The sequence below is a fragment of the Streptomyces sp. NPDC054956 genome (assembly GCF_053609185.1).
Genome location: NZ_JBSGXB010000011.1, coordinates 33,678 through 48,139 on the forward strand (window position 1 = coordinate 33,678; position 14,462 = coordinate 48,139).

Sequence of the window (14,462 nt, forward strand, 5' to 3'; positions counted from 1 at the left end):
GCATTCCGTATGGCCAAGAGGGTGGCGTCCGGGTGTTCGTGCCTCTTCGAGGAGGGGGCGTTGTCGGTGGGGGCTGGCAGGGTGCGTCCATGACTGATAGCGAGAGTGCCCGCATGACACGGCTCCTGGGCGGGTTGCCGGCAGCGGCCCGTGAACTGCTGTTGGGGACGGACTGGGGGTCTCTCCAGCATGCCTACGGCTCCGGCGAGGACATAGCGGTCTCCCTTTGCTCGCTCGTGGACGAAGATCCCGGGGTTCGGTCCGAGGCGTTGGCCGCGTTGGACATGGGCGTGCTGCACCAGGGTTCTCTGTACACCGTCACCGCGCCCGCGGCGCTGTTCGTCGCCGCGATCCTCGACCACCCCGTGGGCCTCGCCGAGCACGAGGGGTACTTCCCGTGGGACGGGGGACCGCCACGCACCTTGCGGGCTGCCCTGCTGGTCTGGCTGGGACAGGTTGCCGAGTCGGCTGCCCATGGGGAGGATCCGGTGCGCGACCGAAGCAACTGGGACTGGAAGCCCTGGCACGACGGGACCTGCCGCGAACAGGACCCGGACGGGCTCGCCGCACTGCACGCGTGCCGGGAGATTCGCCCCACCCTGTACGCCGCTGTCGAGCCGTTCCTCTCTTCTCCCGATCCCCATGTCCGTGAGGCCGCACTCGGCGCCGCAGTGCCACTCCTCCGTGCCCCGGGGCTGGCCGACCTGGTGCCGAGGGCCGCCACGCTGCTGCGGGCACGGCTGGGCCTCGTGACGGGGCGACGGGAACGGGCGAGTGTGGCGCGGGCGCTCGGCGCATGGGGGGCGGACACCTCCGACCTGCTCGCCGACTCCGACCCCGCGGTGCGGGTCTGCGCCGCTCTCGGTCCCGCCCCCATCGATCGGCCACGCGCTCTCGCCGTTCTCCTCGACGCCCTGCGGGACCCGCGAACGACGGACAGCTGGTTCCCCGAGCCGCTGCCCGGACTGGACGGTTGGTTCCGCTTCACAGTGCTGTGCTCCGCGCTCGCCCTGGCCGAAAACTTCGAGGAGGTGGAACCAGTGGTGGTCACCATCGTGGCCGCCGGTGGCACGTCGGTGACCGATCACGAACGTGGACCGATCCTGCTGAAGGCCTTCGCGGGTGGCTATGACCCGGCCCACCCGCTCACCCCCGCCCAACGCAATCTGCTGCGGGCCTTCGTGGACACCGACGAGGTGACGGGCGGCATCGCCGGAAACGCGTTGTGGTTCCGCACGGCCGGGCTGCCCGAGCACCGGGAGGGCGTCGCTGCGCTGCTGTGACCTTGTCTGCCACCGCACCCCGACCTTGTAGCGCTGATGAGTTGGCAGTAGGAGGCCTTCGCGGGGCGCGGCGAGCCGGTGGAGTGGAAGGTGTACGGGTACGACTCCAAGGAGCTCTTCCCCGACGCGCGGTAGCTCGTACAGAGCGCGGAAGTGGCGGCCCAGGACCGGGCGGATCCCGTGGGACTGGACGGTGGCCCTGCTGCGGGCCACCGGACGGCTCCAGAAGGTGGCCCTGCGAGCACCGGCTCGCTCCCGGCATCACCCTGCTGCCGGCGCCCGGCCACCAGTCGGTGCTGGTGGAAGGGCGGCCGGCCACGGCGGCGGGGGGAGGGGCCGGGACGTCCTGGTCACCGGTGACGTGCTGGTCCACGCGGTGCGGGTGGCCGATCCGGCGGTCCCGTACTCCCACGAACGCGACCGGGCCGCCGCGCGCGCCTCCCGGGAGGAGCTGCCGGCCCTGGCGGTCCGCAGCCGACATGCGACCACTGGGGAGGCGCCCTAGCATGAAAGACGGCCTTCCGAAGGAGGAAGCCATGCTCCCGCTGTCAGGCAGGCGGCCCACGGGTGGCGCGAAGCGACGGCCCGGCCGGTCCGTTCGCCTCGCCCGACCCCACCGACTCGCCCGGTTCGTTCGGCTCGCACCCGCCGCCGTACTGGCCTCCGGTGCCCTGCTGCTGACGAACGGCTCACCGCCCGCCGCGGCCCAGGTCCGCGTCCCCGCGGAGGTCACGGCCCCGGCCGTGACGGCCCTTCCGGGGCGGGCCGACGACGAGCGGCTCGCACTCGACACCCTCGACGAGGTCGTGCGCGGCGACTTCGCCGCCGTCTCGGCCCGCTTCGACGAGACGCTCCGCCACCAGGCGTCCCCCGAGGCGCTCGCGCAGGCCTGGAAGGACTATCAGGAGCAGTACGGGCCCTACCGGTCGCACGGGGACCCCCGCCAGGTCACGTCCGTCCAGGGGTCCGTGGTGAACGTGCCCCTCCACATGGAGAAGGGGACCGGAGAGTTCCGCGTCACCTTCAACGAAGGCGAACATCTCATCGGTCTGTACTTCCTCCGCACGGGCATCCCGGTCCCGTAGTCCAGTAACTCACTCGGACTCGGGGGGAGTCAGGCCTCGTCGAACGTACGAGGGCCAGCAGCCGGTCCAGGACGCGCGGCCCGCCGGGGCGCACCCCGTCGTGTTCGAACTCGTCCGTCACCCAGGTCTTCAGGCCGCGGATCGCCCGGGCGGTGGCCAGGGAGTCCGCGGTGTCCACGTACATGTCGTCGTGGCACACCGCCGAGGCCACCGGCACCTCGTTGGCGGCGAGCCGCGCCCGGTCGTACAGCGGGGTCCGTCCGGTACGGACGGCCAGCAGTCCGGCGGCAGGTGGTCCAGCAGGTCATGTCGGTGGCGTCCTTACCGGTTCTGCAGGGCGGGCAGGAGATTTCTCTCGGCCCACGGGGCACTCGCCACGATCACGGCCTGTGGAACCCTCCGTCGAGCAAGATCCCCCCAACCGCCCAGTGCCAGGATCCGGACTTCCGGGCCGTCGCCCGACACGCCTCGCCCTGCTCGGCTGCATCGACGGGCGGGCAGGCCGAGGCATTGAGCCGAGCTCCCGCGGGTAGGGCACCACCATGGACACGCCCGCGACCGGAGGCCTCAACCTGCGGGAGCGACTCGGTTCGACGCTGTTCAGCCGGGTGGCCGGACCGTCGGGCCCCGCCAACCGCGCCCGGATCCACAACACGCCCGGACCTCGATGGTTCGGTCCCGAGCGGCCCATCCGCACGGTCCACGGCGATGCCTCGATGTTCATCGGGGGCCTGAGCGCGCTCCTGCTCCAGTCGCTGCACCCGCTCGCCATGGCAGCGGTCGCGGCGCACTCCGGCTTCCGCGGTGACCCGTGGGGCAGACTCCAGCGCACCAGCACCTTCCTGGCCGTCACCACGTTCGGCACCTCACAGGACGCGCAGGACGCGGTGGACCGGGTCCGGGCGGTCCACGAACGGATACACGGCGTAACCGCGGCGGGCGAGCCGTACCGCGCGGCCGATCCCCACCTGCTCGGCTGGGTGCACGCGGCCGAAGTCGACAGCTTCCTGCGGGCCCACCAACGCTTCGGTGCCCACCCGCTCGACGCGGCCGGCTGCGACGCCTACGTCGCGGACACCGCCCGCGTGGCGACGGCCCTCGGTGTGGTGGATCCGCCCCGTGACCTGGCGGCGCTGACATCCCTGCTGACGGCGTACCGGTCGGAACTGCGGGCCACGTCCGAGGCACTCGACGCGGCCCGTTTCATCCTCCGCGACCCTCCGCTGCCCTGGGCTGCCCGCGCCCCGTACTCGCTGCTCGCCGCGAACGCGGTCGGCCTGCTGCCACCGTGGGCTCCCGCCCTCCTCGGTCTGCGCCCCGCGACGGGCCCGGGGGGAACCTGCGTACGCCTGTCCGGTCATGCCCTGACCCGCACGATCCGGTGGGCGATGGCCCCGCCGCCCCCGACTCCGCGCTGAGGCGGTGCCCGGGCTCCGCCCGGAGATCGCGGTCAGCCGGCGGGCAGGGCGTGTCCGGCCAGGACCAGGAGTACGGCGTCGGCTCCGGCCAGGGCCAGGATCATCAGGAAGGGCAGCCGGCCGCGTGCGAGGGCGGGCGGTGCGGCCAGTGCCGCCAGGCACAGGGCCAGTGTCACGCCCAGCAGCAGCCGGCCGGCAAGGGGCGCCGGGCCGGGTGGGCCGAGCGTCACCACCGTGCAGGAGGCGAAGGCGAGACCCGCGGCCATCGCGATGGACGTACGTCGCCCCAGTCTCTGCGGGAGTCCCAGCACACCGCCCGCGATGTCCTCGTCGATGTCGGGCAGGGCGTTGGCGAAGTGGGCGCTGGTCCCCAGCAGAGCCGCTGCCGCGGTGAGCCACACCGGGGGCCATCCGGCCGACGGCGAGGTCAGGGCCAGCGTCAGGAAGGCGGGAAGGAGCCCGAAGGCGACGGTGTACGGAAGCCAGGAGGCGGGGGTGTGCTTCAGCCACAGGTTGTAGGACCAGGCCGCGGCGACGCAGCCGAGGTGGACCCAGCCGGCCCGGACGCCGCAGGCCAGCGACAGCGGAACGCAGGCGAGCAGGGCCGCACATGCCGCCGCGGTCACCACTCCGGGCCGGACCTCACCCGTGGCGAGCGGCTTGTCGAAGCGGCCGGCCGCCGCGTCACGCCGCGCGTCCAGCCGGTCGTTGCACCAGCCGATCGACAGTTGGCCCGCGGCGACCGCGGCCACCGCTGTGGCCCCGGCGCCGGGTCCGAGCCCGACTGCGGCGCCCAGCAGCGCCGCGAGGAGGGTGACGGCGGCGGCAGGCACGGGGTGACTGGCCTTCAGGACCCCCAGGAAGCCCCCGCGGGCGGGCCGTCGGGCCGACGCCGACCCCGCAGGCGCGGCGGGCGCGGCGGGCGCGGCGGCTCCTTCATCGGTGGTGGCGGGCACCAGGCCACGCTATGGGTCCGGCGCGCCCGTAGCGGCTGCGTTCAGCGTGCCCGCGCCCCGCTGTCCCTATGTTGGACCAATGACACGGGTCCTCGCGGTGAGCACGGCGTTCCCGCCACATCGCTACATGCAGCAGGAGATCACCGACGTCCTCGCTTCCCGTCTCCCGCCCGGGGCCGACAGCGCGCTCCTGCGCCGGCTGCACGGTGCGGCCCAGGTGGAGACGCGTCACCTCGCCCTTCCCCTGGACCGGTACCAGGAGCTCCGGGGCTTCGGCCACACCAACCGCCTGTTCGTCGAACTCGCCGTCGCCCTGGGCGCCGAAGCCGTCGAGCGGGCACTCGACGAGGCGGAGGTGCGGGCCGAGGAGATCGACCTGGTCGTCTCCACGACCGTGACCGGCATCGCGGCGCCTTCCCTGGAGGCCCGGCTGGCCGCGCGGGTCGGCCTGCGGCCCGACGTCAAGCGGGTGCCGATGTTCGGACTCGGCTGCTCCGCCGGTGCGGCGGGGCTGGCCCGGGTCCACGACCTCCTCTCCGGTCGTCCGGACGGGACGGCGCTCCTGCTGTCCACCGAACTGTGCTCGCTGACCTTGCAGCCCACGGACACCTCGATGGCGAACCTGGTGGCGGGAAGCCTCTTCGGGGACGGGGCCGCCGCCTTGGTGGCGGTCGGTGACGACCGTGCTTCCGCGACGGCTCGCGCGCCCGGCTCGTCCGGACCGGTGGTCGCGGCCACGCGCAGCCGCCTGTACCCGGGGACCGAGCACCTGCTGGGCTGGGACGTCGGCGACTGGGGCTTCCGCATGGTTCTCGGCCGGGAGGTCCCCGAGCTCGTCAGGCTGCACGTGGCGGAGGAGATCGAGTCCTTCCTCGCCGCTCACGACCTCAAGCCCCGGGACGTCACGGCTTGGATCTGCCATCCCGGCGGCCCGAAGATCCTTGACGCGCTCGCCGACGAGCTCGGCCTGCCGGACTCCGCCCTGGCCCCCTCCCGCCGCGCGCTGGCCGCCACGGGAAACCTGTCCTCCGCGTCGGTGCTGCAGATCCTGCGCGACGTCCGCGCCGAGGCTCCGCCGTCAGGATCGACCGGCCTGATGATCGCCTTCGGGCCGGGCTTCTCGTCCGAACTCGTCCTGCTGGCCTGGTGATCGCGCCATGACGCCGTACACCGCGCTGATCCTGCTGGTCATCGCCGAACGGTTCGCGGAACTCTCCGTGGCGCGCCGCAACGCCGCCTGGAGCCGGGCCCGGGGTGGGCTCGAGTACGGGGCCGGGCACTACCCGGCGATGGTCGCCCTGCACACGGCCCTGCTGCTCGGCTGCCTCGCGGAGCCCTGGGCGGCCGACCGGCCCTCCCTGCCCCTGCTCGGCTGGCCCGCGCTGGTCCTCGTACTGGCCGCCCAGGGGCTGCGGTGGTGGTGCATCAGCACCCTCGGCCCCCGCTGGAACACCCGCGTACTGATCGTCCCCGGTCTTCCGCTGATCAACCGCGGCCCCTACCGGTACCTGCGTCACCCCAACTACCTGGCAGTCGCCGTCGAAGGCGTGGCCCTTCCCCTGGTGCACACCGCCTGGGTGACCTCCCTGGGCTTCACGCTGCTCAACGCCGCCTTGCTGACCGTACGCATCCGCTGCGAGGACGACGCGCTGACTCCCGCGCGCCCGTTCCCCGTCCCCGGCGCGGCGCCGTGATCGACCTCCTCGTGGTGGGCGGCGGCCCGGCGGGCCTGGCCACCGCGATCCACGGCGCGCTCGCCGGGTTCGACGTCGTGGTCGCCGAACCGCGCCCCGCGCCCGTCGACAAGGCCTGCGGCGAGGGCTTGATGCCGGGCGCGGTGCGCGCCCTGAACGCCCTGGGCGTGGAGGTGCCGGGCCGGCCCCTGCGCGGCATCCGCTACCTGGACGCCGCCGGCGAACGGCACGCCGAGGCCGCGTTCCGGACGGGCCACGGCCTCGGCGCACGCCGCACCCTGCTGCACCAGGCACTCACCGCCCGCGCCCTACAGCTCGGCGTCCCGGTTCTCCCCCGCCGCGTTCGCCAGGTGAGCCAGTACGACGACCACGTCGCGGCGGACGGGATGGCCGCCCGCTACCTCGTGGCGGCGGACGGACTGCACTCGCCGACCCGGCGGGCACTCGGCCTGGACGTGCGGCCGGCCGGCCGGCGGCAGCCGCCGCGGTACGGACTGCGGCGCCACTACGCCGTCGAGCCGTGGAGCGACCTGGTGGAGGTGCACTGGTCCGCCGGCTGCGAGGCCTACGTCACGCCGCTGGGCCCGCGCCAGGTCGGTATCGCCGTCTTGACGTCCGAACAGCTCCCGTACGACGCCCAGTTGTCCCGCTTCCCGCTGCTGGTCTCCCGGCTGGGTACGGCGGACCGGACGCCGGTCCGGGGCGCGGGTCCGCTCCGCCAGCAGGCACGCTCCAGGGTGGCCGGGCGGGTCCTGTTCGTGGGCGACGCCGCCGGGTACGTCGACGCTCTGACGGGCGAGGGACTCGCCCTCGCCCTGACGGCGGCCGCCGAACTGGTGCGCTGCCTGGGCGAGGGCCGGCCGCAGGCCTACGAACGCGCGTGGCGCCGGCTGTCCCGCAACTACCGGCTGCTGACGAGGTCCCTGCTGTGGGCCCGGAACCAGCCCCGGCTGGCGCCCCTGATCACCCCGGCCGCAGCCCGCTTCCCAGGCCTGTTCCAGCACGCCGTGAACCTGCTGGCCTGACCCGGGGTCAGCCATCGGTGACCCGCGCTGGCGCAGGTGGATCGAGAGGAGGACCATCGCCGCAACTGCCAGGAGCTCGGACTGCCAGTTCTGTAGCGTCCGGTTCCAGAACTCGGCGGACGTCACGTACACCGGCCACGGTGAATTCACACTCCGCATCCCTCAGTTGCGCTCGCGCCGCGCGGCCTGACATACCGGATCGAGCTCCGGAGGGAGGGGGTCCCGCAGGTTGATCACCGTTCGATACATGCATGCCTAGCCGGCTTGCAGAGCGGCGAGGAGCCTGGTTCGCAGGAGCTGTGCGGCTGGGGAGTGCTGACCCCGGCGAGTGATCAGTCCGAGCCGGGCGTGCGTGGCCGCGTTGGCGAGCGGGACGGTCCGCAGGCCGGTGCCTTGTGTGGAGGACGCGCTGAGGACGGCGATGCCCGCACCGCGTTCGGCGAGGCGGAGCAGGGCGACTGGAGAACTGGCGTCGATGTCCACGCGCGGGTCGAGTCCGATCCTGTGGCAGGAGTCCTCGTAGGCGGCGCGGATGCCGGTGCCCGGGGAGAGGCAGAGAATCTTCTCGCCCCGTAGGTCGCCGAGGCGCAGGTCCGGCCGGTCGAGGGGGTGCCCGGCAGGAACGGCTGCGGTGATCGGCTCGTCGATGACGGTGCTCGCCTCCAGACCTGGGGCGACGCTGCCCGCGTAGCCGATCAGGGCGAGGTCGAGGGCGCTGTTGAGGACCTGGGCCTGAAGGTCGTCGGAGTAGCCCTCGTGAAGGCTGAGCTCGATGCCGGGATGGGTGCGGCCGAGGTCGGCGATGGTGTCGAGGAAGGCCGGGATCGAGCAGCCCATGATCATGCCGAGCCGGACCCGGCCACGGACGGCATCGGCGAACTCGGCGGCGGTGTGCTTGATGGCTTCAAAAGTGGCAAGGGCGTTCTTCGCAAGGGGGAGAACGGCTTCACCGGCCGGGGTGAGGCGGATTCGACGGCCGGAGCGGTCGAGCAGTTGTTGGCCCAGTTCCGACTCCAGCTTGGCCACCTGGGTGCTGATGCCGGACTGGCTGACGTGCAGACGATGGGCGGCAGCGGTGAAGGTGCCCTCGTCCATGATCGCAGCGAGGTAGCGCAGCTGGTGCATCTCCATATCCAGTGATGATAGATGCCATCTGATCTATCTGTTGGACTGATGGGAAGGGTGGTCGGAGGATGGAGACATGACGACGACGATGAATGCGCGAGAGCTTGCCGAGACCTACTTCACCGCCTGGGAGGCGGGCGACTTCGACACCTTGCGGGGGCTGCTGGCCGAGAACGTCGACTTCGTCGGAGCGCTGGGAACGGCGTCGGGGGTGGAGGCGGCGCTCGCTGGGCTGAAGGGGCTCGGTCAGGTGCTGGAGAAGATCGACGTGAAGGTGCGGGTAGCGGAAGGTGATGAAGTGATCACCTGGTTCGACCTGTGCACAAGCGTTGCGCCGCCCACCCCGACGGCGAACTGGATGCACGTGGACGACGGGAAGGTCACCCGAATCCGCGTGACCTTCGACCCCCGCGCACTGCTGGCGGGACTCGGGGGACAGAACTGAACGGGGAAAACCCGGACTCCATCGCCCGGACAGGATCACTACTCGATCACCGACCACAGCACGACGGCAACCCCTGCTGCCGCTGATCGCAGACGCGCCTGCTTCACGGTTTCCCGCGGCCGGGGGCGGGCAGCCGCCGCAGAGAGACTCCGGGGACGACGAGGAGGCCGTCATGGACGAGCAAGGCGGTGCCGGAGGCGTACCTCCGCACGACGGGCACGGCTCACGGCGAACGCGGCAGCACATCGAGCGCCTGGGCGAAGAGCGGACGGCCGCGGCCGACACGGACGAGGCGAGCCGCCTCGACCGGCCGGAACCCGTACCGAACCCCGCCACGGGGCAGAGGCGCTGGGTCAGCCCGAAGAGCCGCGAGAGCAAGGAGAAGCGAGGCGAGAGCGATGAGTGAGGCAGGGATCTGGGGCTACGGACAGGACACCGGCCACAGGACGGGGATCGACCTGATCGGCTACGCCGTCGAGGCGACGGACGGGCACATCGGAAAGATCGACAAGCACTCCGAGGACGTGGGCGCGTCCTACCTCGTCGTCGACACCGGGGCCTGGATCTTCGGCAAGCACGTCCTGCTCCCAGCCGGCACCATCCGCCGGATCGACACCGCCGAGGAGAAGGTCTACGTCAACCGGACCAAGGAGCAGATCAAGAACGCGCCCGAGTTCGACGAGGCGAAGTACTCGGGCGAGCCCAGCTACCTGGAACAGTTCGCCCACTACTACGGCATGCCCCACATGTAGTCGGAGGGTGGCAACCGGCGGCCGTGGGCCGCGGGTTGCCACGCGTCGTACGGCGCGCCGCGCGAGGCCCTCCCATTCCGCGGCGTCCCGCTGGCCGGAGGTGTCGACATTCCGCATCTTGTCCACGCCGGTGAAACCGCCAGAGCGACTGACAGTGATTAGCATGGCCGTTCTCCTTCGGATGTCGAAGCTGTCGTTGGCCTCGCCTGCCCCCGATCGGGCACCGCTCCCCCGCCGGGCCCGCGCCGCGAGGCGAGCGGCTGGAACTCGCTGGCGCCTGGCCTGCAGGCGGCAGGTGGGGCGGTAGCGGGCGGGTCGGTCGGGGGCGCTTCGGGGTGCGCGGTGCCATGGTGACGGCTCCCTCTTGAGTGCGTGCGGTGGCGGGCCTCCGACCGCAGGTGACTGCGGCGGTCAGACGCCGGGGTCGCTCAGGACCGGCTCCCTCGCCCCCGCCCGTACGGCTTCCAGCTGGGCGGCGAACGAGAGGCCGAGGAAGAGCGCCATCGAGGTGAGGTAGGACCAGAGCAGCAGGGCCACGATGGCGCTCAGGGGCCCGTAGACGCTGGTGAAGGAGCTGCTCTCGCCGATGTAGAGGCTCAGGGCCCAGGTCGCGAGGTTCCACAGCACCAAGTGGACGACGGCCCCGAAGGCCAGCCAGGTGTAGCCGGGTTGGCGCCGGCGCGGGGAGAGGCGGAACATCGCGCTGGTGGCGACGACGGCGAGCAGGATGCCCAGCGGCCAGCGCAGGAGTTCCCAGGTACGCACGGTGTCGGGCGAAAGCCGGTACACCTCGGCCAGCGCACGGGTCAGGTGGGTGCCCAGCACGGTGAGGATGAAGCTGAGTCCCAGCGGGAGTCCCGCGAGGGCCGCCATCACCAGGCCCCGGCCGTACTTGGCGAGGAAGGGCCGGTCCCGCTCGTTCCCGTAGATCCGGTTTGCGCCCCGCTCGACCTGGCAGAGGGCGGTGGTGACGTTGGCCAGGGAGAACAACAGGCCCAGCCACAGCGCGGCCTGGCCACCGTCGCCGGCGTGGCGTCTGCTCTCGCTGAGCGCGTCGTCCACGACGGCCTGGCCCGGGCCACTGGTGAACCCGCGGAGGGTGAGCTCGGCGACCTGGCCCACGTCCTCGGTGTGCAGCACCCCGGACAGGCCGATGGCGGCGATGGCCAGCGGGACGATCGACAGGACGGTCTGCAGGGCGAGCGCGCGAGCGTGGCTGAAGCCGTCGGCGTACCGGAAGCGCACGAAGGAGTCGCGCGCCAGGCTCCAGCCGCCGTAGCGGCGCAGTGCGGTCCACGCCTCGTCTGCGGAGAGCTCCTCGCCACTCACGTCGTGGCGTTGCGGTACCCGTCTCGCGGTGCCCATCGCGTTCCTGCCTTCTCGTGTCTCGTGGAGCCCGCGGCCCTACGGGGCCTGCGGTCGTCCGGAGTTGCGGGGGGGGGTGGGAAACCGGACTTCAGGACGGTGTGCCGGGGGCCGCCGCCGGAAGCTGCTCGGCGGGTGGGGCCTTTGGCACCCCGGGCGCGCGGGGCAGGTACACCCGCAGGGCTCCCGGTTCGATCTCGGCGGTGAGGCGGACACCATCGCCCACGGCGTCGCCGTCGAGCTCGCGCGGCTGCGGGACGGCACAGCGGACGTCGATCCGGGTGGCGCTGAAGTACTCCAGCGCTCCCCCGGCCTCGCTGCGCCCGTCCGGGGCGGCCGGGCCGGGGGCGGCCGGGCCGGGAGCGGCCGGCGGGCACCGGCGCAACAGGCGGGCCGCCAGGTGCCCGGCCGCGGCGAGCCATCCGGCGGGGCCGCGCGGGTCGAAGAGCACCACTTCCAGGCGTCCGCTGTCCGGACGCGCAGTCGGCAGCAGCGGCAGGCCGCCCTGCAGGGTGCCGACGTTTCCGATGACGACCATGCGGGCCCGGCGCCGCAGCATGCGGCCCCCGTCGACGCGGATCGTGAGGCGGACTCCGGGATCACGCAGGTGCCGCAGGGCCGACAGGGCGTACGCGGCCCAGCCCATCCGTGACTTGAGCCACGGGAAGGCGTCCCGGACCATCGCGGCGTCGAATCCGGCACCGGCCATGACCGTGAACCGCATCGGCTCGATCCCGTCACCCCGGACCCGGCCGACATCGATGCCGAAGGTCTCGCCCGACAGGGACTCGGTCAGCGCGGCGGCCGGATCCATCGGGAGGTCGAGGTTGCGGGCCAGGAGGTTTCCGGTGCCGCAGGGTACGACGGCCAGCGGGATCCGCGTGCACGCCAGGACCTCGGCGCAGGCACGCAGGGTTCCGTCGCCTCCGCAGACCACCACGAGGGCGGGGCGGACGGGGCGGAGCTCCTCCGCCAGGGTGCCGCAGGGGAGCTCTGCGGAGGTCAGGATCCACCGGGGGTCCCGGTGGCCGTGCTCGCGCAGGACGGCGGCCAGCCGGTCCGCGAGCTCGTCCGGGCAGCCGTACGGGTGGCGCACGACGAGGACCCGACCGCCGCTGGTGCTGCGCGGGGCGGGCACCTCCCGGTCGGGCCGCTCCCTTCCGTCGGGCTCCGCAGCGGACTGTCGCCCGTACAGCAGCGCGCACCCGGTGATCAGCAGGGTCAAAGTGCCGTTGAGCAGACCACCCGCCACATCGCTGGGGTAGTGCATGCCGCGGTACATCCGCGACAGTCCGACGGCCGGCGGGATCAGCAGCAGGGTGCCCGCCACCGCGTAGCGCCACGCACCGCGCATGCGCAGCGCGGCGATGACGGCCAGCCCCCCGTAGAGCGCGAGGGACGCGCCGACGTGCCCGGAGGGGAAGCTCGACGTGGGCGGCGCGGCGTCCTCGTGGGGAACCGCGGGCCGCGGGCGGTCCACGAACGCCGTCACGGCCACGAAGACCGCCGACTGCGCGGCCACCGAGGCGCCGAGGAACAGCGCCTCGGTGCGCAGGGCGACGCGCGGGAGGACGAGCAGGGCGACGATGCAGAGCAGGGTCGCACCGACGACGGCCTGGGTACCTCCGAGTACGGAGAACATCTCCGTGACTCCGGACACGGCCGGGTCCCGGCCCTCCGCAAGGTCACTGCCGATCGAGGCCTCCGCCGACAGCGGCCAGTGTCCGGCCGCCGATCCGGTGACCAGCCGTCCCAGCCCGACCATCAGGGCCGCCTGCACGGGAAGGAGGAGGAACGGTCCGACACGGCGCAAGGAGGAACCGTAGCTTCGCTTCATGGATGGCTTCTGGCCCGCGACGACCAGAAGATGCGCGACCCCTGGCTGCCGTACCCGCTCCGGAGCGGGAAATGGACCCCGACTCTCCGCAAGCCCCTGGCGGTGATCGGCTCCGCCGGCATGACCTTCTCCCCCGGGTATCGGGCCGGGGCGAGCTGATTCTGCTGGTCACCCCGGACGGCGGCGGCGAGCGTCCGGTAGCCGAAGAGAGGTTCCTCGATGCGCTCGATGAGAACGAGCGCCCGAGCGTTCCGGACCTCGCTCGGCCGGATCGCCTGTGACGTCCGGGAGATGGACCTGGCCGCTGCTCCCTGCGACGCCGCATCCGACCCGTGCGACGTCGCGGAACCCGGATCCTGAACCTGCTCGCAAGCGGCCGGTTTACGACCCGGCCGGCATCAAGTCGTGCTCAGCGGGCCGAGTTGAACGTCTCGCGGTAGGCGCTGGGTGGTACTCCGACGTGGGCTTTGAACAGGGTCCGGAAGTTGGCCGGCGTGCCCAGACCGCAGCGCCGTGCAACCCCTTCCACCGGCAGGTCGCTGGATTCCAGGAGTTCCCGTGCGCGGCCGAGCCTTGCGTCGAGCAGCCAACGCATGGGCGGCCGGCCGGTGTCGGCGTGAAAACGGCGGATCAGCGTGCGACGTGACATCCCGGCCCGGCTCGCCAACTGGTCCACCGTGAGCGGCTGGTGCAGGTTGCGCAGGGCCCACTCGTACACCGGCGCCCGTCCGTCATCCGGGTCGGGGGGCACCGGCAGATCCATGAACTGGGACTGCCCGCCCGTGCGGTGTGGTGCGGTCACCAGCAGACGTGCCATCTGGTTCGCCAGACGGGTCCCGTGATCGCGGCGGATGAGGTGCAGGCACAGGTCGAGGCCGGCGGTCACGCCGCCGGAGGTCAGCACGTGGCCTTCGTCGATGTACAGGGCCTCCGGCTCCACCTTCACCTGCGGGTACTGCTTCGCCAGTGTTGCCGCGTACTGCCAGTGCGTGGTGGCCCGTCGGCCGTCGAGAAGCCCGGCGGCGGCAAGGGCGAACGCGCCCGAGCAGATGGACACCATGCGGCTGCCACGAGCTGCCGCATCCGCGAGCGCGGCGCTGACCGCGTCGGAGGGCCTGTCCGGCTCCAAGTACCCGGGGACGATCACGGTGTCGGCGGTAGCCAGGGCGTCCAGCCCGTCGGCTACCGATAACACGGGGCCTCCGTGCATCGCGACGAGCCCGGGCCGTTCCGCACACACCGTCAGCGTGTAGGGCCCGTCCGGCCAGCTCCCGAAGACCTGCACGGGGATCCCCATGTCGAGTGCGAGGACGTTCTCAAGAGCCACTACGACCACGCGGTGCTTTGCGTCCGACATCTCACCTCCCAGCGGATGGCACGATCCTATCGGTGGATGGCATACGTGCCACTGACTCCTTCGCCGGGATCGCGCCTACGGTCGGCTCATGACCGACGGAGACGTCGCCTGCCGATCAGC

14 protein-coding genes and 2 pseudogenes are annotated in these 14,462 nt (G+C 72.3%); 9 read left to right on the forward strand and 7 right to left on the reverse strand.

The window, feature by feature from the left end; genetic code table 11:
- The first annotated feature begins 113 nt into the window (after positions 1-113).
- Both ACWGDE_RS04100 and ACWGDE_RS04105 read left to right on the forward strand, forming a co-directional pair.
- Positions 114-1,283 carry a HEAT repeat domain-containing protein gene (locus ACWGDE_RS04100; protein WP_453387413.1) on the forward strand — a complete coding sequence of 390 codons (1,170 nt, stop codon included), beginning with the start codon at positions 114-116 and terminating at the stop codon, positions 1,281-1,283.
- A 536-nt stretch (positions 1,284-1,819) separates the two neighbouring features.
- Complete coding sequence (locus ACWGDE_RS04105) at positions 1,820-2,368, forward strand: DUF3887 domain-containing protein (RefSeq protein WP_453387414.1); 549 nt, start codon at positions 1,820-1,822, stop codon at positions 2,366-2,368.
- A gap of 43 nt (positions 2,369-2,411) precedes the next feature.
- Here ACWGDE_RS04105 and ACWGDE_RS04110 read toward each other — a convergent pair.
- Positions 2,412-2,654, reverse strand: a pseudogene (locus ACWGDE_RS04110) (alpha/beta hydrolase); the annotation flags it as partial.
- A gap of 256 nt (positions 2,655-2,910) precedes the next feature.
- Between ACWGDE_RS04110 and ACWGDE_RS04115 the strand changes: the two are divergent.
- Positions 2,911-3,786, forward strand: a complete 876-nt coding sequence (locus ACWGDE_RS04115; RefSeq protein WP_453387415.1) for an oxygenase MpaB family protein — start codon at positions 2,911-2,913, stop codon at positions 3,784-3,786.
- A gap of 32 nt (positions 3,787-3,818) precedes the next feature.
- Here ACWGDE_RS04115 and ACWGDE_RS04120 read toward each other — a convergent pair whose 3' ends face one another.
- A complete protein-coding gene (locus tag ACWGDE_RS04120; RefSeq protein ID WP_453387416.1) occupies positions 3,819-4,742 on the reverse strand; it encodes a UbiA family prenyltransferase in 924 nt (307 codons plus the stop codon).
- Between the two features lie 79 nt (positions 4,743-4,821).
- On the opposite strand from ACWGDE_RS04120, the gene ACWGDE_RS04125 reads away from it, so the two are divergent.
- The 3 genes from ACWGDE_RS04125 to ACWGDE_RS04135 are packed head-to-tail and all read left to right on the forward strand — an operon-like array spanning position 4,822 to position 7,461.
- Complete coding sequence (locus ACWGDE_RS04125; RefSeq protein WP_453387417.1) at positions 4,822-5,892, forward strand: type III polyketide synthase; 1,071 nt, start codon at positions 4,822-4,824, stop codon at positions 5,890-5,892.
- 7 nt (positions 5,893-5,899) lie between these two features.
- Positions 5,900-6,436, forward strand: a complete 537-nt coding sequence (locus ACWGDE_RS04130) for an isoprenylcysteine carboxyl methyltransferase family protein (RefSeq protein ID WP_453387418.1) — start codon at positions 5,900-5,902, stop codon at positions 6,434-6,436.
- Positions 6,433-7,461, forward strand: coding sequence for an NAD(P)/FAD-dependent oxidoreductase (locus tag ACWGDE_RS04135; RefSeq protein ID WP_453387419.1), 1,029 nt, complete (start codon positions 6,433-6,435; stop codon positions 7,459-7,461). The genes ACWGDE_RS04130 and ACWGDE_RS04135 overlap by 4 nt, the downstream gene beginning before the upstream one ends.
- A 15-nt stretch (positions 7,462-7,476) precedes the next feature.
- Here the strand turns inward: ACWGDE_RS04135 and ACWGDE_RS04140 are convergent.
- Positions 7,477-7,620, reverse strand: a pseudogene (locus ACWGDE_RS04140) (DUF6766 family protein); the annotation flags it as partial.
- 96 nt (positions 7,621-7,716) lie between these two features.
- The gene (locus ACWGDE_RS04145) at positions 7,717-8,592 is read right to left on the reverse strand and encodes a LysR family transcriptional regulator (protein ID WP_453387420.1); all 876 of its coding nucleotides are present in this window, start codon (positions 8,590-8,592) and stop codon (positions 7,717-7,719) included.
- 70 nt (positions 8,593-8,662) lie between these two features.
- On the opposite strand from ACWGDE_RS04145, the gene ACWGDE_RS04150 reads away from it, so the two are divergent.
- From ACWGDE_RS04150 to ACWGDE_RS04160, 3 genes are all read left to right on the forward strand, one after another.
- Complete coding sequence (locus ACWGDE_RS04150; protein ID WP_453387421.1) at positions 8,663-9,031, forward strand: nuclear transport factor 2 family protein; 369 nt, start codon at positions 8,663-8,665, stop codon at positions 9,029-9,031.
- 172 nt (positions 9,032-9,203) lie between these two features.
- Positions 9,204-9,437, forward strand: coding sequence for a hypothetical protein (locus ACWGDE_RS04155; RefSeq protein WP_453387422.1), 234 nt, complete (start codon positions 9,204-9,206; stop codon positions 9,435-9,437).
- Positions 9,430-9,783 carry a PRC-barrel domain-containing protein gene (locus tag ACWGDE_RS04160; protein ID WP_453387423.1) on the forward strand — a complete coding sequence of 118 codons (354 nt, stop codon included), beginning with the start codon at positions 9,430-9,432 and terminating at the stop codon, positions 9,781-9,783. The genes ACWGDE_RS04155 and ACWGDE_RS04160 overlap by 8 nt, the downstream gene beginning before the upstream one ends.
- Before the next feature lie 411 nt (positions 9,784-10,194).
- Here ACWGDE_RS04160 and ACWGDE_RS04165 read toward each other — a convergent pair whose 3' ends face one another.
- From ACWGDE_RS04165 to ACWGDE_RS04175, 3 genes are all read right to left on the reverse strand, one after another.
- Positions 10,195-11,148 carry a YihY/virulence factor BrkB family protein gene (locus ACWGDE_RS04165; protein ID WP_453387424.1) on the reverse strand — a complete coding sequence of 318 codons (954 nt, stop codon included), beginning with the start codon at positions 11,146-11,148 and terminating at the stop codon, positions 10,195-10,197.
- Between the two features lie 91 nt (positions 11,149-11,239).
- Positions 11,240-12,985, reverse strand: a complete 1,746-nt coding sequence (locus tag ACWGDE_RS04170) for a diacylglycerol kinase family protein (protein ID WP_453387425.1) — start codon at positions 12,983-12,985, stop codon at positions 11,240-11,242.
- Between the two features lie 409 nt (positions 12,986-13,394).
- On the reverse strand, positions 13,395-14,342 hold the full coding sequence (locus tag ACWGDE_RS04175; protein WP_453387426.1) for a GlxA family transcriptional regulator: 948 nt from the start codon (positions 14,340-14,342) through the stop codon (positions 13,395-13,397).
- Positions 14,343-14,462 lie beyond the last annotated feature (120 nt).